Origin of the sequence: Pseudooceanicola onchidii (genome assembly GCF_004959925.1) — a bacterium.
GTDB classification, from domain to species: domain Bacteria; phylum Pseudomonadota; class Alphaproteobacteria; order Rhodobacterales; family Rhodobacteraceae; genus Pseudooceanicola; species Pseudooceanicola onchidii.
This window is the reverse complement of the sequence record NZ_SPUW01000002.1, coordinates 35,526-59,079: the sequence shown is the minus strand read 5'-3', so window position 1 is coordinate 59,079 and position 23,554 is coordinate 35,526. Positions and strand designations below refer to the sequence as shown.

Below are 23,554 nucleotides of genomic sequence, written 5' to 3'. Positions count from 1 at the left end.
CCATGGCGCGCCGCCCCACGTCGCACCGCCCAGTCCGGCGATTGCCCGTCCACACCGGCCCCGCCGGGTGGGAAGCGATCCTGCCGCCGCGCGCCGCCGGTTCGGCGCTGAGTGGCGAGGTAGGGTGCGACGTGGCCATCGTGGGCGCGGGCTTTGCCGGGCTGTCGGCAGCCCGGCACTTGCACACGGCCGATCCGACGCTGGACATCGTGGTGCTTGAGGCCGGGCGCATCGCCCAATCCTCGGCCGGGCGCAACTCCGGCTTCATGATCGACCTGCCGCACGATCTGACCAGTTCCGACTATGCCGGGACCGGAGAGGCGCGGGACCGCGTCCTGACCCGCCTGAACCGCCACGCCATCGGTTTTGCCGAAGCGATTGTCGCCGACTTTGGCCTGCCCAAGGGCACCTTCCGCCGGTCCGGCAAGATCAACGGCGCGGCCTCGCGCGTCGGCGAAGCGGCCAACCGGACCTACGCGCAGCATCTGCACGATCTTGGCGAACCGCACGAGATGCTGGATGCCGACCAGATGCGCGGGATCACCGGGTCCGACTATTACTCTGGCGGGCTGTTCACCCCCGGCACGGCGCTGATCCAGCCTGCCGCCTATATTCGCGGGCTGGCCGACGGGATCGCCGCCAAAGGTGTGCGCCTGTTCGAGGACAGCCCGGTCACGGGGTTCGAGAGCACCCAGACCGGATGGTCGTTGAAGACGCCATCCGGAACGGTAACGGCCCAGAAGGTCATCCTGGCCACCAACGGGCATCTGCAAAGCTTCGGCTTCAAGACCGGGCAGCTGATGCACATCATGCTGAACGCCTGCATGACCGCCGAACTGCCCGCCGAGGCGCTGGTGGCGCTTGGCGGGCAGGACAGCTGGGGGCTGACCCCTGCGGATCCCATGGGCTGCACCGTCCGCCGGATCGCCACGCCCGAGGGTGGCAACCGCATCGTCATCCGGCAGGGCGGCTATTACCGGCCCGACATGCAGACCAGCGCCGCCGACCTGGCCCGCGTCACCGCCAACATGCGTCGCAAGTTCGACGACCGGTTTCCGGCGCTGCGGGACGTGCCGTTCGACCACGCCTGGTCGGGGCATCTGTGCCTGAGCCGGAACGGCGTGTCGGTCATGCGAGAGCTGGAGCCGGGGCTGTATTCCGCCTGTGTCCAGAATGGGTTGGGCACGACGCGCGGCACGCTGACCGGGATCGGTGCCGCCGACCTGGTGCTGGGGCGGCAGACCGAGATCACGCGCTTTTTCCTGTCCGAACCCGAACCGTCACGTCTGCCGCCGCATCCATTCGACACGATCGGTGCAAATGCGTATCTTCGCTGGAAAGAATGGCAGGCCCGGACCGAATGAAGGGCCATGTGATTGCCAGTGTGAGGGGCAAAGCAAGATGAGACCCGTCCGTCGCAGACACCTTCCCTCGCTCGGTGCGCTGGCGACGTTTGAAGTGGCGGCAAAACACCTGAGCTTCACGCTGGCCGCCAAAGAGCTCAACATCACGCAAGGGGCCGTCAGCCAGCAGATCCGCCTGCTGGAAAAGGCACTCGACGTGCCGCTGTTCATCCGCAAGCACAACGCGTTGGAGCTGACGCCGGCCGGCGCGGACCTGAGCGCCGCCGTGGCGGCAGGTCTCGATACGATCAGCGCAGGTGTCGGACTGCTGCGCCCCGAGGCCGCGCCGCAGACGATCACGATTTCCGCCACCAACGGCATGGCGGCCTATTGGCTCAAACCGCTGATCGACAGCTTTCGGCCCGATCACCCTGACATCGGTTTCGTCATCCTTGCGTCGGACGAGGACGGCGCGATGCGCAATTATTCGGGCGTCGACATCGCGCTTTTGTGCGGCAACGAACGCAGCGAAGTCGGCGAGACGCTGCACTACCTGTTCCCCGAAGCGGCCCTGCCGGTCTGCGCGCCGGGCTACTTGGCCGACCATGGCCCCTTTGCGGACCCGCAGGATCTGAACCGCGCCAACCTTCTGCACCTGCATGAACGCCATTGGAGCGCCGATGCGATCGGCTGGCAGCCGCTTGGCTGGGAGGAATGGTTCCGCGCCCAGGGGGCAAGCTGGGGTCGGGGGGCATCGAGCCTGACGACCAACAAGGTCGGGCTGCTGATCGAGGCGGCGATTGCGGGCGAGGGCGTCATGCTGGGCTGGCAGCATATGGTCACGCCGCTGATCGCCCAGGGTCGGCTGGTCGTGGCGCATCCCGCCCAGGTCACGGCCGGGCGCGGCAACTTCCTGCGCTGCCAGACCGCCGCGCTTCAGCGCCCGGCGGTGGCGCAGTTCGTCGATCACCTGTTGGCGTCGTTGACCCGACCCGGCACACCGGAGCCCCGCCATGACGGATGACCCGTTCGACACCGACCTCGAAGCCCTGGTTCCCAAGGGCGCGGCCTATCAGCCGGTCGAAAGTTCGGGCGCGCCGCGGGCCTATACCTTCATCCTCGTGCCCGGCTTTACCCTGCTGGCGTTTTCCTCGGCGGTCGAGCCGCTGCGCATCGCCAACCAGCTGTCGCAGAAGCCGCTGTATCGCTGGACGCTGATGTCGAAGGGTGGTGTGCCTGCGGTCAGTTCTTCGGGCATCGAGGTGTCGGTCGACGCACCCCTGTCGGTCCAGGACAAGGAGGTGCGGCTGTTCGTCTGCGCGGGCAATCCGGCGATGGCAGCAGGCGACGGCGCGGTGGTGTCGGCCGTCCAGCGGCATCATCGCTTTGGCGGCACGGTCGGCGGCATCTGCACCGGGGCGGTGGCGCTGGCCCGGGCCGGCCTGCTGGACGGGCGACGATTCACGCTGCACTGGGAAAACCAGCCGGGCTTCTGCGAAACCTTCCCCGATCTGATGCCGACGCCCGCCCGCTACGAAATCGATGCTCGGATCATGACCTGTGGCGGCGGGGCCGCGGCGACGGACATGATGCTGGCGCTGATTGCCGAAGACCACGGCGCCGCCTTTGCCGCGATGGTGTCGGACATGTGCCTGCGCCCGGTCATGGCCGGGGTCGATCCGGCACAGCGCAGTTCGACTGCGGCGGTCATGACCTCGCGCAGCAAGGCGGTGGTGGCGGCCGTGAACCTGATGCGGGCCAACATCGACACCCCGCTGGCCATCCCGGACATCGCGCGTGCGGTCGGCTGTTCGACCCGGCAGCTCGAGCGTCTGTTCTCGCGTCATCTGAACGACACGCCGGGCGTCTTCTATCGCAATCTCCGGCTGGACCGGGGGCGGAACCTTCTGGCCACGACCGATCTGTCGGTGGCCGAGGTCTGCATCGCCTGCGGGTTCGAATCCACCACCCATTTCTCACGCACCTTCAAGGCGCGCTTCGGCATCGTGCCGACCAAGGTCCTGCAGCGCCCCGGAGAGGCCGCGCGCTAGGCCCCGACGGTCGCCGATGCCGCACCCCCCTGCCACGGGCTGGCGCCAGACGCGGGTCTGCGCTATCCCGGCCATATGGTCCGCCCGTTTCGCCGACACCTTCTGATCCTGATCGCCGTGCTCGTGCTCGCGGTTGGCAGTGCCGTGTCGGCCGCCATGATGGCCCCCGACCGGGGAGATCTGGCCGAGGCGCAGCTGGCCATGATGGGCATGACCGCCGAAGATCTGTGCGGCGATCACGCAGGGCATGGCGAACACGGCGGGCATGATCACCGCTGTCCGTTCTGTCACCTCGTGTCGGATCCCGCGATGCCCGCCCCGGCCGACATTGCATCGCGGCTGATACCCGTGACTGCCTGGCAACTGGCCGGTGATCTGCACCGGGCCGCGCAGGCGCGCGATCACGCGCGATCGCCCCGGGCTCCGCCACTCTCAGTCTGATCGCGGCCCGTTCGGGCCATCCGACACATGGCGGCTTCGGCCGCACGTCAGCGCAGGCGGTCGCCCGGCCAACCGGGGCATCCGCGCGCGCGATCCGATGGAGATACCCATGAAAACCATGCTTCTTGCCGGGGCGCTTGTCGCGCTTGCCGGTCCCCTGTCCGCCCATGCCACCCTTGAACAGTCTCAGGCCAAGGCGGGCGCCACCACCAAGATCACCCTGCGCGTGCCCCACGGCTGCAAGGGCGAGGCGACGCATACCGTCCGCATCAACCTGCCCGACGGCTTCTACGCCGCGAAACCCATGCCCAAGGCGGGCTGGACCCTGTCCACCGGGACCGGCCCCTATGCCACGCCCTATGACAACCACGGCACCGAGATGACCGAAGGCCTGCGCGAGGTCACCTGGTCCGGCGGGCACCTTGAGGATGGCTGGTACGACGAATTCACCGTGCGCGGCACCATCGGCGCCGACATCGCCCCCGGCACCGTGATGACCTTTCCGGCGGTGCAGGAATGCGCCAACGGCACGGCGGACTGGACCGACACCTCGGGCGCGTCGGGCGTTCCGAACCCTGCGCCCAGGCTGACGGTCGTGGTGGGCGATGCGGGCCACGGGCACGGACATGCGGGCGGCACGGCAGACCAAGCCATGGCCCCGGTGACCGTCGGAGAGCTGACGATCACAGGCGCCTTCACCCGCGCCACCCTGCCCAATGCTCCGGTCGGCGGTGGCTTCATGACGATCACCAATGCAGGCGCGACCGATGACCGCCTGATCGGCGCGACCACCCCGGTCGCCGGCCGGGTCGAGGTGCACGAGATGGCGATGGAAGGCGACGTGATGCGCATGCGCGACCTGCCCGACGGGCTGCCGGTTCCGGCCGGTCAGACGGTGACGCTGAAACCGGGCGGCTATCACCTCATGCTGATGGAGCTGTCCGCGCCGCTGGTCGAAGGCGACACCGTGCCGGTCACGCTGACCTTCGAACAGGCCGGAGAGGTGCAGGTGCCGCTGCCGATCGGCAAGGTCAACGCCAAGGCCGCCGGGTCGATGGACCACGGCGCCCACGGCATGAAGCACTGAGGCCGCCATGACCATCACACGCAAGCACATGGTCCTGGGCGGTTTGTGGGGGCTGGCCGTGCTGGCCCTCATCGCCGTGGCCTGGACCCGACTGATCAGCCCCATGGTCGACGGCGGGCTCGCCGATACCATCGGGCCCGGCGACTACCGCCTTGAGACCACGGACGGGACTGCCTTTACCGAAGACACGCTGAAGGGCAGCCCGAGCGCGGTCTTCTTCGGCTTCACCCACTGCCCCGAGGTCTGCCCGACCAGCCTGGGCGACATCGCCGCCTTCCAGGAAGAACTGGGCGAGGACCGGATCCGCGTGTTCTTCGTGACCGTGGATCCGGAACGCGACACGGTCGACCAGCTGCGGGATTACGTCGGCTGGGCACCCGGAGTTCAGGGCGTGGCAGGCACGCGGGAGGAGATCGACAAGGCGATCAAGGCGTTCCGCATCTACGCCCGAAAGGTACCGCTTGAGGATGGGGATTACACCATGGACCATTCGGCCAACATCCTTCTGTTCGACCGCAGGGGCCGGTTCTTTGAACCGATCGGATATCAGGAAGACCTGGCGCGGGCGGTCGCCAAGATCCGCCGGATGAACGGGGTCTGAGGGCCCGACGGCCCGAGGTCAGGTGCCGCGCGCGGTGTCGGCGGTGCCGCTCAGCCCGTCCAGGATCGCGCAGTCCGGATCGTCGTTGCCGTGGCACTGGCGGATGAGCGTCTCGAGCTCGGACTCCAGGGCCTGCAGCTGCCGGATCTTCGCGCGCACCGCATCGAGGTTGCGCAGCGCCAAGGCCTGCACGTCGCGGCTGGCGCGGTCCGGGTCGGCGTTGAGGTCGAGCAGCCGGCGGCATTCCTCCAGCCCGAAGCCCAGGTGACGGGCCTGCGCCAGCATCCGCAGCCGGGTGATCTGGCGGTCGCCGAAATCGCGATAGCCGTTGTCGGCGCGGTCGGCATCGACCAGCCCGATGTCTTCGTAGTAGCGGATCGTCTTGACCGACAGCCCGGTTTCTTTCGCGGCGCGTCCGATGTTCATGTCACGGCTCCTTTCCGATCAGGATAAAGGGTCCACCTGCGGGAGGGTCAAGAGGCGAGGGCGGACCGGGGGCGCGGCCCCCGGACCCCCGGAGTATTTCCGGCAAGATGAAGGCCTATAGTTTCTGCGCCCGAAGCCGCAGCGCGTTGCCGATGACCGACACGGAAGACAGGCTCATTGCGGCGGCGGCGAACATCGGGGACAGCAGCACGCCGAGGAAGGGATAGAGGATCCCGGCGGCGATCGGCACGCCTGCGCTGTTGTAGATGAAGGCGAAGAAGAGGTTCTGGCGGATGTTGCGCATCGTCGCCTCGGCCAGCTTGCGGGCCCGGACGATGCCGGTCAGATCGCCCTTCACCAGCGTCACGCCCGCGCTTTCGACGGCCACGTCCGCGCCGGTGCCCATGGCGATGCCGACATCGGCTTCGGCCAGCGCGGGGGCGTCGTTCACCCCATCCCCGGCCATGGCGACCGACAGCCCTTCGCCCTTCAGCCGGGTGACCAGCGCATGCTTGTCCTCGGGGCTGACACCGGCGTGCACCTCGTCGATGCCAAGCGTCCCGGCCACCGCCCGGGCCGTGGCTTCGGCGTCGCCGGTGGCCATGACGATCCGCAGGCCAAGGTCGTGCAGCGCGCGGATGGCGTCGGGCGTGGTGTCCTTGATCCGGTCGGCGACCGCGATCAGACCGGCGGCCCGGCCGTCGACGGCGACGTACATCGCGGTCTTGCCCTCGCCCTGCAGCGTGGCGGCGCGGTCGGTCAGCGCCCCGACATCGACGTCGAGATCCCGCATCAGCGCGGCATTGCCAAGCGCGACGCGGCGACCTTCGACCGTGCCGGTGACACCTTTGCCGGTGACGGCGTCGAAATCGGTGCTGTCACGGCGGGCAGCGCCGCGGTCCTCGGCCCCGGTCACGATCGCCTCGGCCAGAGGGTGTTCCGAGCCGCGTTCCAGCGCGGCGACCAGCGTCAGCAGCTCGGTCTCCTCGATCTCCACGGGGTCGACATCGGTGAGGGTGGGCTTGCCTTCGGTCAGCGTGCCGGTCTTGTCGACGATCAGCACGTCGACCGATGCGAAGCGTTCCAGCGCCTCGGCGTCGCGGATCAGCACGCCGGCATTGGCACCGCGTCCGGTGGCGACCATGATCGACATCGGCGTTGCCAGCCCAAGCGCGCAGGGGCAGGCGATGATCAGCACCGACACCGCCGCGACAAAGGCATAGGACAGCGCCGGCGAGGGGCCGAAGGCCCACCAGGCCACGAAGGCCAGCAGGGCGCAGGCGACCACGGCGGGCACGAAGTACCCCGCGACCCGGTCCGCCACCGCCTGGATCGGCGCGCGCGACCGCTGCGCGGCGGCCACCATCTGCACGATCCGGTTCAGCGTCGTGTCGTCGCCCACGACCTCGGCCCGCATCAGGAAGGACCCGGTCTTGTTGAGCGTCCCGCCGGTCACGGGCTCTCCTGCCACCTTTTCCACCGGGACGGGTTCGCCGGTGATCATGCTTTCGTCGACCGAGGATCGGCCTTCGGTCACCACGCCGTCCACCGGCACGCTGTCGCCGGGCCGGACCCGCAGGATGTCGCCCTTCTGCAGCGCGTCCAGCGGCACGTCTTCCTCGGTCTCGCCGGTGACGCGGCGCGCGGTCTTGGGGGCAAGGTCCATCAGCGCCCGGATCGCATCGCCGGTGCGGTCACGCGCGGCCAGTTCCATCACCTGGCCGATCAGCACCAGCACGAGGATCACCGCCGTGGCTTCGAAATAGACCGGCGTCATGCCCATGCCGTCGGCCATCTGCGCGGGCAGAAGGCCGGGGGCCAGCATCGACACCACCGAAAAGACATAGGCCGCCGCCGTGCCGATCCCGATCAGCGTCCACATGTTCGGGCTGCGGTTGACGATCGAATTCCAGGCGCGCCGGAAGAAGATGCGGGTGAACCAGACGACGGCGGTGGCCAGCAGGAACTGGATCCAGACAAAGGCCGTGTGGCCCAGCCAGTCGGCAAAGGGGATGCCGATGTGCGACCCCATTTCCAGCACGAAGACCCCGGCAGCGAGCGGCGCGGTGATCTTCAGCCGCCGCTTGAAATCGACGTATTCCGGGTGCGGCCCGCTGTCGAGCGAGGGGGTCATCGGTTCAAGTGCCATGCCGCAGATCGGGCAGTCGCCGGGATGGTCCTGCACGATTTCCGGATCCATCGGGCAGGTGTACATCGTGCCTTCGGGCATGGGTTCGGGATCGGGACGGTCGCCCAGGTAATCCTCGGGCGCGGCGTCGAACTTCGTCTGGCAACGGTGCGAGCAGAAATAGAACTTCTCGCCCGCGTGCTTGGACATATGCGCGGCGGTGGCCCGGTCGACGCTCATGCCGCAAACGGGATCTTCGGCGGTGCGGTAGGCCTCGGGATCGGCGGTGAACTTCTTGGCACAGCCGTCACAGCAGAAGTGATAGGTACGCCCGTCCAGTTCGACCGTCGGCTTGCCGGCCGTTGGGTCCACGGTCATGCCGCAGACCGGATCGCGGGTGATGGTTTGAGCCTCGGCCATGGGGTGCCCTTTCGTCTGCACGGGGTGTCGACGGGTGATCTAGGGTCTCCAGTCGCTGGAGGGTCAAGGGGTGATTTTCACCCCGTCCCGCAGCCGCCGCCAGCCAAGCGCCAACAGGAACATTGCCGTCATGATCAGAACGATGGTCGGCGCGGGCGCGCTGTCGATCCAGAAGCTGAGGTAGGTGCCCGCCAGCCCCGCCAGCAGCGCCACCAGGACCGAAACCTGCATCATCGGCAGGAATCGCCGGGTCAGCAGGAAGGCAATCGCCCCCGGCGCGATCAGATAGGCCACCGACAGGATGATCCCGACCGAGGTCAGCATCGCCACGATGGTCGCCGACAGGATCGCCAGCAGGCCGTAGTGCAGCCAGCCGACTGGCAGGCCGATCATCCGCGCCTGCACCGGGTCGAAGCTGTGGGCCAGGAAATCGCGCCACTTCACCCCGAGGATCAGCGCCACCCCGGCCGAGATCGTGCCCGCCGTCCAAAGGTCATCCGGCCCCACCCCCAGCATGTTGCCGAAGAGGATGTGATCCAGGTGCATGTCCGACGAGATCCGGGTGTACAGCACCACCCCCAGACCGAACATGCCGGAAAAGACCACGCCCATGACCGTGTCCTGCTTGATGCGGGAATTGTCCTTGATGAACCCCGTCGCCACGGCACAGATCAGCCCCGCGACAAAGGCCCCGATGATCAGCGGAATGCCCGCGATATAGGCCAGCACCACCCCGGGAAGCACCGCGTGGCTGGTGGCGTCGCCCATCAGCGACCAACCTTTCAGCACCAGGAAGGTCGACAGCATCGCCGCCGCAGGCGCGATCAGCGCCACGGCCAGCAGGGCGTTCTGCATGAAGGGGAATTGCAGGGGCAGCAGAAGGGTCTCCATCATGCGCCCGCCTCGGCCTCGGCCCGGCGGCGACGGGCGGCGAGCATCCCGTGGGTGGGGGCGAAAACCAGCGCGATCAGGAACAGCAGGGTCTGCAGGCAGACGATCACGCCCCCCGTCGCCCCGTCGAGGAAATAGCTGATGTAGGCCCCAAGCGCCGAGGTCACCGACCCGATCACCACCGACAGCATCAGCAGGCGCGGGAAGCGGTCGGTCAGCAGATAGGCCGTGGCCCCCGGCGTCACCACCAGCGCGATGACAAGAAACGCCCCGACCGTCTGCATCGCCGCGACCGTGCAGGCCGACAGCAGGGTGAAGAACACGATCTGCAGCAGCCCCACGTTCAGCCCGATCGACCGCGCGTGGCTTTCATCGAAGAAGACCACCAGCAGGTCGCGCCACTTGGCCAGCAGCACCGCCAGCGACACGCCCCCGATCAGGGCCAGTTGCAGCGTATCCTGCGGGGTGATCGCCAGGATGTTCCCCATGATGATGGTCTGGATCGACACCGCCATGGGGTTGAGCGAGACCATGAACAGCCCCAGCCCGAAGAAGGCGGTGAAGATCAGGCCGATCACCACGTCCTCTTTCAACCCGGACCGCTGCCGCAGGAACAGCATCGCCAGCGCCGCCAGCCCGCCCGACAGGAAAGCCCCGATGGCAAAGGGCAGGCCCAGCATGTAGGCCCCGGCGACCCCCGGTACGACCGAATGCGACAGCGCATCGCCGATCAGGGACCAGCCCTTGAGCATCAGGTAGGCCGACAGGAAGGCGCAGACCGCGCCGACCAGCGCCGACACCCAGATCGCGTTGGTCATGTAGCCGTACTGAAAGGGCTCCAGCAGGATCATTTGCGACCCTTCGCGGTGTGGTGCCGGTCGTCGTAGATCACCAGCGGGCGTTCATCGTCGGTGTAGATGTTCAGCTTGCGCGGGTCTTCGTCGTCATGCAGGTGCGGCCCTTCCAGCAGGAAATGCCGCAGCACCCCGCCAAAGGCCTGTTTCAGGTTGTCGGGGGTAAACACCTCGGCCACGGGGCCGTGGGCCAGAACCGTGCCCTTGACCAGCACGACGCGGTCGCAGAATTCCGGCACGGAGCCCAGGTTGTGCGTCGCAACCAGCATCACCCGGCCCTCTTTGCGCAGCTCGCGCAGCAGGGCGATGATCTGTTCTTCGGTCTTCACGTCGACGCCGGTAAAGGGTTCGTCCAGCAGGATGACCTGTGCGTCCTGCGCCAGCGCGCGGGCCAGGAAGACGCGTTTCTTCTGACCGCCCGACAGCTCTCCGATCTGGCGATGGCGGAAGTCGGTCATGTTGACCCGGGCAAGCGCCTTCGCGACGGCCTCGTGATCCTTGGCGCGGGGGCGGCGGAAGAAGCCCATGTGGCCATAGCGGCCCATCATCACCACGTCCTCGACCAGCACCGGGAAGGTCCAGTCGACCTCTTCGGCCTGCGGCACATAGGCGACGGCCTGATCCTTCATGACCTTGCGCACCGGCTGGCCCAGGATCTCGATCTTGCCCGACGACGCGGGCAGGAACCCCATCAACGCCTTGAACAGCGTCGATTTTCCGGCCCCGTTCACGCCGACCAGCGCGGTGATCGTGCCACGCGGAATGGCGAACGACGCATCGCGCAGCGCGGTGTGGCCGTTGCGATAGGCGACCGTGAGGCCGGTGGCGCGGATGCCGTCGGTCATTCGCTCAGACCCGCGACGATGGTTTCGGCCGTGACGCGCAACAGGTCGAGGTAGGTCGGCACCGGCCCGTCCGCTTCGGACAGGCTGTCGACGTAGAGCACCCCGCCATAGGCCGCGCCGGTTTCGCGCGCGACCTGTTTCGCGGGCTTGTCGGACACGGTGCTTTCGGAAAAGACCGCCGGGATGTCATTCTCGCGCACGGCGTCGATCACCTTGCGCACCTGCTGCGGCGTGCCCTGCGCGTCGGCGTTGATCGGCCAGAGGAAAACCTCGGTCAGCCCGAAATCCCGGGCAAGGTAGGAAAACGCCCCTTCCGAGGTCACCAGCCAGCGGCGGCTTTCGGGCAGGGCGCGGGCGGCGTCACGCAGCGGGCCGATGACGGCGGCGACCTCGGCCTTGTAGGTCTCGGCGTTGGCGGCATAGGTGTCCGCGTTCGCGGGGTCGGCTTCTGACAGGGCGTCGCGAATATTGTCGATGTAGATCAGGGCACTATCCAGCGCCATCCAGCCATGGGGATTGGGCTTGCCGTCATAGTCCCCGCCCGTGATGGCGATCGGATCGATCCCGTCGCTGACCACGGCCGAGGGCACGTCGCGCAGGTTCGACAGGAACTGTTCGAACCACAGTTCAAGGTTCAGCCCGTTCCACAGGATCAGGTCGGCATCCTGCGCGCGGATCAGGTCGCGCGGGGTGGGGCTGTAGCCGTGGATCTCGGCCCCCGGGCGGGTGACCGACACGACCTCGGCCGCGTCCCCGGCCACGTTCTGAGCCATGTCCGCGATGACGGTAAAGGTGGTCACGACCTTGATCCGGTCCTGCGCCGTGGCGGGCAGGCCAGCGGTCAGGGGCAGAAGGGCCAGAGCCCAGGTCAGGAACTGTCGTCGGAACATGATGCACTCCTTGTCACTCAGGATGCATCTAGGAACGATTTGCAACTGTCAAGCTATCTGCGAATGATTTGCAACTAACACTTGATCGCACAGGCGGCTTTGCGCAATACCCGGGCAATGACCAAGATCGACCGCAGAACCGAAGACCTGACCGCCGCGCTGCGCCGCGCCGGGGTGCGCATCACGCGCCAGCGCAAGGCGCTGCTGTCGGTTCTTGCCGCCGCCGATGACCACCCCGAAGCCGTTGAACTGCAACGCCGCGCGGAAACCGAAGTTCCGGGGATTTCCCTGTCGACGGTCTATCGCACCCTGACCGAGCTTGAGTCGCAGGGGGTTATCATGCGCCATCAGTTCGAAGGCACGCCCGCGCGCTTCGAACACACCGAGACGGATCATCACGATCACATGATCGACATGGAATCCGGCGAGGTCATCGAATTCACCGACGACCGGATCGAGGCGCTTCAGGCCCAGATCGCCGAGGCCATGGGGTACGAGATCATCCATCACCGGCTTGAGCTGTACGTGCGCAAGCGGCGCGGCTGACGTGTCGATAGAAGTAGTTTAGCGTTAAACTAGTTTCGGAGGACGGGCGTCATCAGCCCAGATCTTCCAGCCGGAAGGACCCAAGAAGCGGGCTGACCCACTGGACCGACGTCACGATCCGGCCCCCGCGCAGCACGTAGCGGTTTTCGAACCCGGTGCCGTCGCCACGGCAGGTTTCGACCACCTGGCCCTCTGCCCGGGCATAGCTGCAGGTAAAGCTGTGGCGCACTTCCCGATCTTCGCTGTCCAGATAGACATGTACCCGCTGCGCCTGCCCGGATCCGGCCAGCACGCGCGGCAGCACCTGGGTCACGTCGGCCTGCATCAGATCCGCCCCCAGCCCGCGCGAGGCCACCAGAACCCCCTGCCGCAGGCTGAAGCTGATCGCGTCGGGTGTCAGGTACGTCCGCACGTCCCCATTCTGTCCGGTCTGGAACATCAGCGACGCGATCGGCTTGTCGACCGAACTGGCCAGCAGCATCGGAAGATTGCCATTCTGCGCCCGGAACTCGGGCGTGACGGCGGCGCGGATCTGGTCGGCCGTGGGCGGCGGCGCGGCCTTGTCCTTGCCGGTCAGTTTCGCGGTCACGCGCTTTGCCATGTCGAGGCCAAGCTGCGGATTGCCGGTGTCGTTGCCGCATCCCGCCACCAACGCCAGCACCGCTGCCAGCACTGCACCTGTCGCCAGTTTCACCGCCAGAACCTCCCCCAGCTCTTCTCGAGCTCGGGCTCGTGGTAACTTCTGATCTGGTCGTAAAGCCGCCCATCCACGTCCAGCCGCGCCCCGCCATCGCGCGACAGCGGCTGCAGGGTTGCCTTGTAGGTCTTGCCGACCGGCCGCCCGAGGAAGTGATCCAGCGGGATCTCAAAACGGATGCCCTTGTCAAAGGACCCTTCGCCGAAGTCCGAGAACGAGACATTGGTGAAGGTCGCATAGGCGCCGACCTTCCAGCCGTTCACGAATTCCCGGTCCAGCGCAAAGGTCCCGCCCCAGTCGCCGGCCAGATACCGCCCGCCGTCGACCTGACCGTGAAAGCCGTTGCCGAAATCATAATAGGCCGAGACATGGCCGGTCGCGACCTTGTAATTCCGCAACCCGAACGCCTGGTCGAAATCGCGCTGCTGCACATAGTTGACCTCGACCCCGAGGGCGAGGCGGCTGTCGACCGGTTTCCACAGCAGTTCCCCGCTGACCCCGGCGTACATCGGTTCGAGGTAACCTGCGGTCACGCGGCCATAGAGGTTTTCGCCGGGCCGGAAATACGACGCCAGGGTCAGCTTGGTCAGCGCCGTGTCGGCCTTGGCATAGCGTCCGGCATCGGACCGCACGCGGGGCAGGGCCGAGGGATCGAACCGCGTCGACCCCTGCCGGTTGCCGATCACGCGCTGATCGACCTGACCCGACAGAACAAGCCCAGGCGCCAGATCATACCGCGCCGCGAACCGCAGGCCCAGATCGGCGCGCACCGGGTTGTCCGGGTCGAAATAGCTGGCCTTCACATAGGGACCGGCCGACCAGGTCAGCCGCGGATACTGCCCCTCGAGCACATCCGGCGCCCTAGGCTTGCCGCGATGGCTGACCACCTGCGCCGCGTCAAACATCCGCTGCGCGCCATTCGGGTCATGTTCGAACCGCGCAAGGTCGTCGCGCCGGATCACGACCGCCGCCGCGGGCATCCCGTTGACCATCGGCACGATCCGGAAGGTGTCGACCGACGCCGGGGTCGCGACGCTCAGCACGCGGGCGGTCCGTCCGATCGCCTCGGCCCGGGCGATGTATTTCTCGTTGCGGATAAAGATCGTCGCCTGCCGCCCGTCCAGCGTCACGGCCTCGACATGGATGCCGTCGGGCTGCAACAGCGTCTGCATGCCGCCCCGCAGCTGCTGTTTCGCGGGTTCGTTCGTCACCCATCCAAGCGCCTGCGCGGATTTCATGTCGCGCGGTTTGACGGGGATCGGTGCGCCGCCTTTCCCGCCCGGCACAGCAGCCTTGCGGGGGTTCGTCGCGAAGGTCAGGCCAAAGGAATAGGTGTCGCCATGCAGGTAGGCCAGCTGCAGGTTGGCCCCGTCGCTCAGCCGGTAGTCGAGCCCGAGGTTCACCGGCGTCTTCGGCGCGATCAGGTTCCGACCGGCCGCAGATTCAAGCAGATAGGCATCCGAGGAATATTCCGCCTTGAGCGTCAGGCGATCCGTGGCCTTATAGCTGACACCACCAAAGAACGCAGCCTGCCCGCGAAACCAGCGGCCCAGTTCGACCTGTCCGCCGGTACCGGTAAATCCGCCCGGGCGGGAATTGAAACCAGATCCAAAGACGCTCAGGGGGTTCTTGAAGCCACCCTGCGTGGCCATCCGGCCCCAGCCAAGCCCACCCGTGACCGTAAGGCGCGGCGACAGGTGCTTTGTGGCCACCAAATATTCAGATGAATAGATGCCGGTCCCGATGATGTCGCGCAGACCGATGGCAACCGCAGGGCGATACCGCCCTTCGTCGATGATCCGGTACCGCAGGTCAAACGACCGATCGAACGTTGGTTCGCCAGTCGCGATCACGTAGTTCTTAATCGTCCCGTAACGGAAGCTTCCGCTCAGCCGTGGCGTGATCTGGAAGGTCATCGTTGCGCGGGTAAAGGCGGGCGAATGGCTGATCGTCGTCGAAAGTTCTGCGTCGTCGGCGCTTTGCGCCGTCGGCATGTCGATCAGGCCAGGGGCGCCATAGTTGTTGTAGCTATAGCTTTGCTGCGCGGACGGAACAGTGGGCTGTACCGCCGCGAAGGTCGCCAAGGCGAACCCCAGGGTTGATTTGGTCTTCGGCACTGCCACCTGCCTCCCAGGCCAATTGCCGACGACCGTATCCTCTGCATTTGCCCGGGGCAATGCGCGACCGCGCAAAAGTGGCAGTTGGCTGCCGTTTGCCAAGCTGGACTTGAACCGTTGATCGCCGTAACAAAGGCCTCCAGACCCGCCTAAATTCAGGAGGCACGATGTCCCGTTCTCTTTTCGGCACCGATGGCGTGCGCGGACGGACCAACACCCACCCCATGACGGCCGAGGTCGTGATGCGCCTTGCCGCCGCGGCGGGGCGATATTTCCGGCGTGACCAGCACGACCACCGGGTCGTCATCGGCAAGGATACCCGTCTTTCGGGCTACATGCTTGAAAATGCGCTGACTTCTGGTTTCACATCTACCGGGATGAGTGTTTTCCTCCTTGGTCCTGTGCCGACCCCGGCGGTCGGGTTCCTGACCCGCTCCATGCGGGCGGATGTGGGTGTCATGATCTCGGCCTCGCACAACCCGGCCGAGGACAATGGCATCAAGTTCTTCGGGCCCGATGGATTCAAGCTGTCGGACGACGCGGAGGCCGAAATCGAGCGTATCATGTCCACCGACATCGCCCTGGCGCAGCCCCAGAACATAGGACGCGCCAAGCGGATCGATGATTCCGGATCAAGATACGTCGAATACGTTAAAACAACCTTCCCGCGGCAGCTGCGACTGGACGGTCTGCGCATCGTCGTCGACTGCGCCCATGGGGCCGCGCACCGCGTCGGCCCTGCCATCCTGTGGGAACTTGGCGCCGATGTGATCCCCATCGGGACGTCCCCCAATGGACTGAACATCAACGACAAATGCGGATCGACCCACCCGGAGGCCGCCGCCGCCAAGGTGCGGGAAACCCGCGCGGACATCGGCATCTGCCTGGACGGTGACGCCGACCGCCTGATCCTGATCGACGAAACCGGCGAACAGGTCGACGGTGACCAGATCATGGGCCTGATCGCGACCAGATGGGCCGCCGAAGGTCGGTTGGCCGGCAATGCGCTTGTCGCCACGGTCATGTCGAACCTCGGGCTGGAACGGCACCTGAACGACACCGGTATCGGTCTTGAACGCACCAAGGTCGGCGACCGCTATGTCGTTGAAAAGATGCGCGAAGGCGAATTCAACCTCGGCGGAGAGCAGTCTGGCCATGTTGTCATGACCGACTATGCAACCACCGGTGACGGATTGGTCGCCGCCCTTCAGGTGCTGGCCGCGCTGATCGAAAGCGACCGCAAGGCCAGCGAAATCCTGCGTGTCTTCGATCCGATCCCGCAGGTGCTGCACAACGTGCGCTACACGCAGGGATCCGAACCCTTGGCGGCCGACGCGGTGCAGCAGGCCATCGAGGACGGGGAAAAGGCGCTTGGATCTTCCGGCCGCCTGTTGATCCGCAAATCGGGAACCGAGCCGCTGATCCGCGTGATGGGTGAATCGGAAGATCACGGCAAGCTTATGGAAGTCATCGACAATATCAGGTCGGCGGTGGAGAAGGCGAGCTGAGGGCCGATGCTGGGACGACTGAAAGGTCTTTTTGCGGGCAAGGAACCCAAACCACGCCGCCGCGTCGCCGCCGACCCGACGGTCGAGACCGTGCTTGCTCCGGGCACGCCGTTCTGCGCCATCGGCGACGTTCATGGCTGCCTTGACCTGCTTGAGCCGCTCTACACCAAGCTGCGACAGGAATTCGGCCAGGACATTCCGATCGTCTTCCTGGGCGACGCGATCGATCGGGGACCGAATTCTGCCGGAACGCTTGCATTCATCCGCGGCCTTTGCGTGGACTCGCCTGATCGGCACGTCAACCTCATGGGAAATCATGAGAAAATGATGCTCGATTTCATCGACGATCCCGCCGGGCGTGGACTGCGCTGGCTGACCTTCGGTGGTATCGAAACCCTGGCCAGCTTCGGCATCCAGGCACATTCAAAACGGCCCGACGTCGAAGATGCGGTCGAACTGGTCGAACAATTGGAAGACGCGATGCCGGACGGGATGCAGGACTGGATCCGCCAGTTGCCCGCCCGGTGGTCGACGGGCAACCTGCATTGCGTTCATGCCGGGATGGACCCCGATCGCGCCGTCGACGATCAAAGTCGTCGCGAGATGATCAATGGTCACCCCGCCTTCTTGGAGGTCCCGCGCGACGACGGCCAGACCATCGTCCATGGGCACACCGTGATGGCCGAAGCAACCATCGGCGATTGCCGGATCTCAATCGACACCGGGGCCTATTTCACCGGCACACTCACCGCAGCCCATATTGACGCCGACGCGTGCCGGTTCATCACCTGACCTGCCCTAAAGCAGGTCGTGCACCACACCTGCCATCATCAGGTTGATCTGGGGCTGAGCCGCGCCATCGACCAAGGCCCACAGGATCTGCCCGGTCGGCTTGTAGATGACAAAGGCCTCGGCCACCCCCGACTGCCCTGCGCCCGCCGTATCTGCCCAGTTGACCTGGAAGTTGCCGGGCAGGTTTGCACCTTGCCCCCACACAAGCAAATCACCCTCGACCGCAGAGTAGTCCTGCACCCAGTCTGATCCGTGATCGGCAATCCCGAGGTGAAAGAACCGGTCCGCGCCGGTGCCACCATTCAACCGGTCGAACCCGAAGCCGCCGTTCAGGAAATCGGCCCCGTCTCCGCCAAAGATCTCGTCCGACCAGGCCGCGCCCGACAGCGCATCATCGCCCTGCTGCCCGATCAGCTGATCGACGCCGAACCCACCTTCCAGGGTGTCCTGACCGTCGCCGCCATAGATCAGGTCGTTGCCGTGACCTCCGTCAAGATAATCTTGTCCCGCACCGCCGTAGATCACGTCGCGCAGGTCGGCGTCCGTATTGCCGCCCATCACGTGATCATCCCCGCTGGCGGCGTTCAGGGTATCCGCGCCATCGCCGCCGAACAGCCAATCGGCGTCGGCGAACCCGCGAAGGATGTCATTGCCGTTACCGCCGCGCAGGATGTCATCTGCCGCGCCACCAGACAGCGTATCGTTGCTGTCCCCACCAATCCGGGCGTCCCCGGTCACGGGCGTCAGCCCGGGCAGCGCGCCGTCGCGCATCTCGAACAGCCAACGTCCGGTGATGCCGGTGTTGCCGGTCCGCGTGTCCAGGGTCAGCGCCTCTCCGGCCTCGATCCAGGGTTCGGGCAACCGTGCTGACGACAGGATCATCTGGGCGCCCACCTCGGTCTCGTGGGTCGACTGCACCCATTCAATCCGCTCGTAGGTGAACCGCAGGTCGAAATCGCCGTTGCCCCGATCGGTCAGTTGCATCTGGAACAGGTTCGACGGGTCACTCGACCGTCGGAACCGCCCGACATCTTCCCAAGTAACGGTCAGAACACCGCCCTGCATGTCGACCCAGATCGGCCCGCTTTCGATCCCTTCGCCATTCAGGCGTGTGTCCACGTCCGCCCAGAAGGGCGCGAGAATGTCGAGCGACGGGTCGACGCCATCCGACGAGGGTACGGCCTCGGCGCCCGTACCAAAGCTCATGACCCCGTTGGTTCCGATCCAGATGTCGTCACCGGAATAGGTCGTCCCGAAGACGTTGAGCCCATTGGCAAAGACCGCACCGGCCGCAATGCGGAACGCGCCGTCGTCGGACCGTGGCAAGGCCAGTTCGCCAAAGCCCGAAGCACCACCAAGCCCACGTTGGACAGAGCCCGCCATCTTCTGCCTACCTTCACTTCACATGATATCGTTTTGGCAGACGATCCTTACGATCGGGTATACGTCGCTCTAGAAAATGAAACAGTCGTTGGTCAGCTCAATCTCGGTCAGTCGGGTCGGGTCAAGTGTCGACAGTCGCAGGGAAAAATCTCCGAAACTCAGATCGGCACCGTCCCAGCGATCGTCGATTGTCAGGGATTGGACGTCGTAGATCCGGCCCCATGCCGAAACATCGATCCTGTCGACACCAAGCTGGAAATCCGTCACCCGATCCATCCCGGTATCGGCAGAGAATACAAAGACATCCGCACCATCGCCGCCGGTCAGAACGTCCTGCCCCGCCCCGCCCGCGATGATGTCGGCCCCGGCGCCGCCGGTCAGGATGTCGTCGCCAGCATTGCCCCAGATCAGATCGTCCCGGCCACCACCGACCAGATCATCAGCAGCACCAGTCCCGATCAGAGGGGCAGCGATCGATGTCTTGTCGAGCGTTGCAAGGGTCAGACCGGGCTGTCCGGCAGCCACGATCTGGATCTCGCTGGTCAGCGATACCGCAGACAGGGACACGATGTTTTCCATCGCACCGCCCTGGGAATTGACCAGTGTCGAACGTACGTGACAGCTGCGATCCGGCATGATCTCAAGCAAGGTCAGCCCGTCATCGGCGCCGCCGACAACGAGGAATCCGCGCTCACCGACCTCGAACCCGGTCAGGGCATCGACTCGCGAAAATCGCGTGTCGAGCGTGTCGATCAGGTGATCTTCCTGGAACATCACCCCGTGATCGTTGACGCGCAGCAGCGTGAGGCTTGAGGACATCGTTGCGCCGACAGCCACGAAACTTTCTCCGTGCGCGGCGACCGTTGCAAGGCCGTCAAGCCCGGCAATCCACATCCCGTCCTTGATGCCAAGGCTGTCGATCAGCTCCGGTGTGCCGTCGGTGCCAATCCAATAGGTCGAGACCGCCTCGTCCGTCGTGGACGCAACCGCCAGATACTCCGTCCCGCCGACGCGCAGGCCCGCCATGTCGGTGACATTGCCAAGCGCGGTTTTCCCGTGATCGGTCACTGTCGCGCGAGGGGCCAGAGTTTCGCCATCAACCCATTCATAGATTCTGAGCCCTGCGCTGTCGCGCGATCCGGTCGCGACAAAGCTGTACCCGCCTGCCTCGATGACCTCCATTTGTGTCACCGGCCCCATCAGCGGGGCAGAGATGGTTGTCTGTTCCCCAAGCGACCCGTCCGGTCCGATGGCAAACGCCGCGATACTGGCGGTTTCGACAGCCGACACCAAAAGATGAGGCGCGTCATCGCCCACCACCTCGGCATCCGAAATGCGGTACGTCGTCGAGGCGCTGATGGTTTCCGACTGCCGATGCTGGATGGTCCCGAGATCGTCCAACTGGTAGCGCGTCATCGTTCCGGTCGACTGTGCGCCTGCGAAGATCCAGGTTCGCGCCAAGGCCTCGTCTGACAGGGGGGTCAGGTCCGCCACCCCGCCGTAAAGGCTGATGTTGTTGCCGGTGAGTGTCGCTCGCAAGATCAGTTGTGTCATGGTTTGCCCCCGGATTTGATCCGGAAGCAAGATGAGACAGGGGGTCGATCTTCGCGTGGCGCAAACCGGGCAGAGCCGTGACCATGGCCAAAGGTTTGAGATGCATTCGTATCATATCAGGCGCATCCCTGCCGCAGCGCGCAGCAACAGCTTCTCGCCTGACCCGGTGCGATCTGAAAGCGCCAGCCAATCACGCGCGCGACCGCTAAGGAGCGCTTCAGAGAATTCAGAGAGCCGCGCCATCGCGGGCGGCGCAAGATGCGGCCGGACCTGCATCAGCGCGCGCGTATTCTGATGCAACCACGCGCCGAACTGGCCAGAGCAGAGAAAGTGGATGCGACGACGAATGCCTGAAACGCTGCGGGCATCGCCCAGCAGGTTCCCGCCATGTTCGCGGTAGAGGAGGCCAGGCTTCGGATCAAAAATGATCTGCCCCTCGATCCCGGCAATCACGCCGAAAATCCACCAATCAGGAAACGGCGGAGCACTGCGCAGCCCGGGCATCAGCTGACGGATGATCCGCGCCGCAGCTTCGTTCATGAGCGTGGCGTTGGCGGGGGCAAGGTTCTGTATCAGCGCTGTGGCAAACATGTCCGGCGGGCGCGGAACTTGGCGGCGGGGCTGTCCGCCTATGGAGGCACGCGCTGCAACGTGGATTGCCAGCCCCTTTTGCGTGGCAAGTGCTTCAAGGCCACGCGCTATCCTGTCGGGAAGCCAGATATCGTCCTGATCACAAAAGCCGATCATTCCGTTAGGAACCGACTGCAACAAGGCCATCACGTTCTGTGGATATCCACGCCGTGGCCCGTGCCGCAGCTGCACTGGAAACGGCGCGTGCTTCTGGAACTCCGTCACGATGTCGCGGCTTTGATCGGTGGACCCGTCGTCGGACACGATCAATCCGCTGGGCAGAACGGTCTGCTTGGCAAGGCTGTCCAGCTGGTCGCGCAGATGCCGGGCACCGTTGAACACCGGCATGAGAAGCGTGACATCCATCCTAGACCAACCACGGCGGATACCGGCCCTGCATCCGATGTTCGTGATGCTCGATCGCACGGGCGACCTTGGCGTAGAAAAATATACGGCCGTTCTCGAGTACGGCCCCTGACGTGCAAAGACGTGCCAACAGGTCCATCGAATGGGATACGACGATGGCGCTTGAACGTGAAAGCCGCGCACGCAGGACGTTTTCGCTGCGGGACCGGAATGCGCCGTCCCCGACCGAGGTGACTTCGTCTATCAGATAGGTGTCGAACGGGATGCCCGTGGATATCGCAAATGCCAGCCGCGCCTTCATGCCGGCCGAATACACCCGGACGGGCTGGTGAAAGTGGCCGCCAAGGTCCGCAAAGTCCGATACGTAGTCCGCCAGATCTGTCGTGTCGATGCCGTACAGCCGCGCGACGAAGCGGGTGTTTTCGGCCCCCGTCAGATCGGGGTGAAAGCTGCCCTGAAAGCCGACCGGCCAAGAAACGCTGCCATGTCGAAGAACCCGTCCCCGGTCAGGCCGCAAGGTTCCTGACAGCAATTGCAGTAGACTGGACTTCCCGGCGCCATTGCGCCCCAGCAAGGCCATCGCCTGCCCCTGCGGGAAGGCAAAGCTGAGATCACGTGCCACGATCGTTCGCTGCCGCCCCGACGAGAATGTCTTGCTGACAGACTCCAAAGCCAGCATCACTGGCGATCCCGCAATCCGTAGATGACGAGCATCAGGATCGACCAGATCAGGAACGCCCCCACTGCGACAAGGGTGATGATCTGCCAGGACCTTGGATAAAGGGCCCGTTCCGGCAGCCCTGCGGTAGCGTAGGTCGCGACGTACCTGCTTTGCCTGTCCGCTTCGATCCGCGCCGCTTCCCGCGCGGCGAGCGCCGTGACAAAACCCTGTTGGGCGATCTCGACGCCGACGGTCAGGCGTTCGAAGTCACCCATCAGCTTGGCGTAGTTTCGGCGTCCGTCCGTTCCGTTGATCTTCTGTTTCTCTTCGGCGATCCGGTTTTCGATGATGGCTATGCGTCGATCACTTTGCCGGATGCGAAAGTCGCCGCTATCCTCCCGCCGCTTGGCTGACTTGGCCTCGGCCAGGGTCTGAAACAATACATCACGCGCGATCCGCTCTTCTGTCAGTTGCTGTTGAAGCCCCGCGATCACCTGCATGTCGCCTTCCAGATCGGTCATGGGGTCAATCATCTGATGCCGCGCCCGGAATGTGGTCAGGGCTTCCCGCGCGTTCACCAGGTCTGCCTCGGCCCGGTCAAGTTCGGCGGTGGCGTGTTTCAGCCGGTCTTCGCGGGCGATCCCGCTGAGCCGGTTCACCAGGTCAGAAGCTGCCCGTTCCAAGGCGTCCGCAATGGTGAGGGCATGTTGAGGCGCGAAGCTTCGCACCTCGACCTCCATCAATCCCGCGGAGTAATCGTAGTGAACCCGCACCATGCGCCGCCAGAAGCGGGCTAGATCCTCAATCGTGCCGTCAGGTTTCAGGGCAAAAACGGGGTCCTGAGCATGGTGGGCGGACCAGGCCTCCTCCAGGTTTAGTGAGTGGTTCAGGTCGGCAACGACCGTCTGGGATTGCAGGAACCGCGCCAAAACGTCGGTATCCTTCGACGAACTCCCGCTTAACGACCCGATCGCAGGCAAAGCGGACAGGAACCCGCCAGAGGCCCCGTCGCCTTCGCTGTGGATCACAAAGCCGAAGGTCGCGGCAAACTGCGGTTGCGCCCGGGTCAGCATGTACCACGTCGCAACTCCGACCGGGCCAGGCACCATGAGGATGAAGACAGCCAGCATCATCGCATGGCGCAGTCTCATGCGGGCGGCTGCGGCGAAACCGGTGCCCCGCGTCGCAGCGGCGCTTGGCACAAGGGTCGGAAATGCCTCGGGCAAAGGCTTATTGCGCTTGGGATGCGCGGAGATCTGCGTGGCACTGGCCATCTTGATGACCCCATGTTGCTAATTTGTTCTTCACTTTCCCGGTGTACGA

Annotated in this window: 22 protein-coding genes; 9 read left to right on the top strand and 13 right to left on the bottom strand. The window is 65.3% G+C overall.

Annotation, left to right across the window (positions count from 1 at the left end; all coding sequences use genetic code 11):
• Window positions 1-2: 2 nt before the first annotated feature.
• The 6 genes from E4S58_RS08175 to E4S58_RS08150 all read left to right on the top strand — a co-directional run bounded on the left by E4S58_RS08175 (window position 3) and on the right by E4S58_RS08150 (window position 5,523).
• Window positions 3-1,364, top strand: coding sequence for an NAD(P)/FAD-dependent oxidoreductase (locus E4S58_RS08175; RefSeq protein WP_136635927.1), 1,362 nt, complete (start codon window positions 3-5; stop codon window positions 1,362-1,364).
• Window positions 1,365-1,401: 37 nt separating this feature from the next.
• Window positions 1,402-2,367, top strand: a complete 966-nt coding sequence (locus tag E4S58_RS08170; RefSeq protein WP_136635926.1) for a LysR substrate-binding domain-containing protein — start codon at window positions 1,402-1,404, stop codon at window positions 2,365-2,367.
• The gene (locus tag E4S58_RS08165) at window positions 2,357-3,394 is read left to right on the top strand and encodes a GlxA family transcriptional regulator (protein ID WP_136635925.1); all 1,038 of its coding nucleotides are present in this window, start codon (window positions 2,357-2,359) and stop codon (window positions 3,392-3,394) included. The genes E4S58_RS08170 and E4S58_RS08165 overlap by 11 nt, the downstream gene beginning before the upstream one ends.
• Before the next feature lie 75 nt (window positions 3,395-3,469).
• Complete coding sequence (locus E4S58_RS08160) at window positions 3,470-3,835, top strand: DUF2946 family protein (RefSeq protein ID WP_136635924.1); 366 nt, start codon at window positions 3,470-3,472, stop codon at window positions 3,833-3,835.
• Between the two features lie 109 nt (window positions 3,836-3,944).
• Entirely contained in the window at window positions 3,945-4,922 is a 978-nt protein-coding gene (locus E4S58_RS08155; protein ID WP_240789509.1) for a copper chaperone PCu(A)C domain-containing protein, read from the top strand.
• Between the two features lie 7 nt (window positions 4,923-4,929).
• Window positions 4,930-5,523 (top strand): SCO family protein, encoded by a 594-nt coding sequence (locus E4S58_RS08150; protein ID WP_136635922.1) that lies wholly within the window; start codon window positions 4,930-4,932, stop codon window positions 5,521-5,523.
• A gap of 18 nt (window positions 5,524-5,541) precedes the next feature.
• Here E4S58_RS08150 and E4S58_RS08145 read toward each other — a convergent pair whose 3' ends face one another.
• The 6 genes from E4S58_RS08145 to E4S58_RS08120 all read right to left on the bottom strand — a co-directional run bounded on the left by E4S58_RS08145 (window position 5,542) and on the right by E4S58_RS08120 (window position 11,977).
• Complete coding sequence (locus E4S58_RS08145; RefSeq protein ID WP_136635921.1) at window positions 5,542-5,949, bottom strand: Cu(I)-responsive transcriptional regulator; 408 nt, start codon at window positions 5,947-5,949, stop codon at window positions 5,542-5,544.
• A 115-nt stretch (window positions 5,950-6,064) separates the two neighbouring features.
• Window positions 6,065-8,497 carry a heavy metal translocating P-type ATPase gene (locus E4S58_RS08140; protein ID WP_136635920.1) on the bottom strand — a complete coding sequence of 811 codons (2,433 nt, stop codon included), beginning with the start codon at window positions 8,495-8,497 and terminating at the stop codon, window positions 6,065-6,067.
• A gap of 63 nt (window positions 8,498-8,560) precedes the next feature.
• A complete protein-coding gene (locus E4S58_RS08135) occupies window positions 8,561-9,391 on the bottom strand; it encodes a metal ABC transporter permease (RefSeq protein ID WP_169052637.1) in 831 nt (276 codons plus the stop codon).
• Entirely contained in the window at window positions 9,388-10,239 is an 852-nt protein-coding gene (locus E4S58_RS08130; protein WP_136635919.1) for a metal ABC transporter permease, read from the bottom strand. The genes E4S58_RS08135 and E4S58_RS08130 overlap by 4 nt, the downstream gene beginning before the upstream one ends.
• Window positions 10,236-11,087, bottom strand: a complete 852-nt coding sequence (locus tag E4S58_RS08125) for a manganese/iron ABC transporter ATP-binding protein (protein ID WP_136635918.1) — start codon at window positions 11,085-11,087, stop codon at window positions 10,236-10,238. The genes E4S58_RS08130 and E4S58_RS08125 overlap by 4 nt, the downstream gene beginning before the upstream one ends.
• Window positions 11,084-11,977, bottom strand: a complete 894-nt coding sequence (locus E4S58_RS08120; protein ID WP_136635917.1) for a metal ABC transporter substrate-binding protein — start codon at window positions 11,975-11,977, stop codon at window positions 11,084-11,086. Before E4S58_RS08120 ends, E4S58_RS08125 begins: the two co-directional genes overlap by 4 nt.
• 117 nt (window positions 11,978-12,094) lie before the next feature.
• On the opposite strand from E4S58_RS08120, the gene E4S58_RS08115 reads away from it, so the two are divergent.
• Window positions 12,095-12,523, top strand: coding sequence for a Fur family transcriptional regulator (locus tag E4S58_RS08115; RefSeq protein WP_136635916.1), 429 nt, complete (start codon window positions 12,095-12,097; stop codon window positions 12,521-12,523).
• A gap of 52 nt (window positions 12,524-12,575) precedes the next feature.
• Here the strand turns inward: E4S58_RS08115 and E4S58_RS08110 are convergent, their stop codons facing one another.
• Window positions 12,576-13,217 (bottom strand): YjbF family lipoprotein, encoded by a 642-nt coding sequence (locus E4S58_RS08110; RefSeq protein WP_136635915.1) that lies wholly within the window; start codon window positions 13,215-13,217, stop codon window positions 12,576-12,578.
• Window positions 13,214-15,337, bottom strand: a complete 2,124-nt coding sequence (locus E4S58_RS08105; protein WP_240789508.1) for a YjbH domain-containing protein — start codon at window positions 15,335-15,337, stop codon at window positions 13,214-13,216. Before E4S58_RS08105 ends, E4S58_RS08110 begins: the two co-directional genes overlap by 4 nt.
• Before the next feature lie 167 nt (window positions 15,338-15,504).
• On the opposite strand from E4S58_RS08105, the gene glmM reads away from it, so the two are divergent.
• Both glmM and E4S58_RS08095 read left to right on the top strand, forming a co-directional pair.
• Entirely contained in the window at window positions 15,505-16,845 is a 1,341-nt protein-coding gene (glmM, locus tag E4S58_RS08100) for a phosphoglucosamine mutase (protein ID WP_136635913.1), read from the top strand.
• Between the two features lie 6 nt (window positions 16,846-16,851).
• A complete protein-coding gene (locus E4S58_RS08095; RefSeq protein WP_136635912.1) occupies window positions 16,852-17,637 on the top strand; it encodes a metallophosphoesterase in 786 nt (261 codons plus the stop codon).
• Window positions 17,638-17,643: 6 nt separating this feature from the next.
• Here the strand turns inward: E4S58_RS08095 and E4S58_RS08090 are convergent, their stop codons facing one another.
• The 5 genes from E4S58_RS08090 to E4S58_RS08070 form a co-directional block, all read right to left on the bottom strand.
• A complete protein-coding gene (locus E4S58_RS08090; protein WP_136635911.1) occupies window positions 17,644-19,020 on the bottom strand; it encodes a nidogen-like domain-containing protein in 1,377 nt (458 codons plus the stop codon).
• Between the two features lie 69 nt (window positions 19,021-19,089).
• A complete protein-coding gene (locus tag E4S58_RS08085) occupies window positions 19,090-20,574 on the bottom strand; it encodes a calcium-binding protein (protein ID WP_136635910.1) in 1,485 nt (494 codons plus the stop codon).
• 111 nt (window positions 20,575-20,685) lie between these two features.
• On the bottom strand, window positions 20,686-21,570 hold the full coding sequence (locus tag E4S58_RS08080; RefSeq protein ID WP_136635909.1) for a glycosyltransferase: 885 nt from the start codon (window positions 21,568-21,570) through the stop codon (window positions 20,686-20,688).
• Between the two features lies 1 nt (window position 21,571).
• The gene (locus E4S58_RS08075) at window positions 21,572-22,249 is read right to left on the bottom strand and encodes an ABC transporter ATP-binding protein (RefSeq protein ID WP_136635908.1); all 678 of its coding nucleotides are present in this window, start codon (window positions 22,247-22,249) and stop codon (window positions 21,572-21,574) included.
• Complete coding sequence (locus tag E4S58_RS08070; protein WP_136635907.1) at window positions 22,249-23,505, bottom strand: KpsE/RkpR family capsule polysaccharide export protein; 1,257 nt, start codon at window positions 23,503-23,505, stop codon at window positions 22,249-22,251. Before E4S58_RS08070 ends, E4S58_RS08075 begins: the two co-directional genes overlap by 1 nt.
• Between the last annotated feature and the right edge of the window lie 49 nt (window positions 23,506-23,554).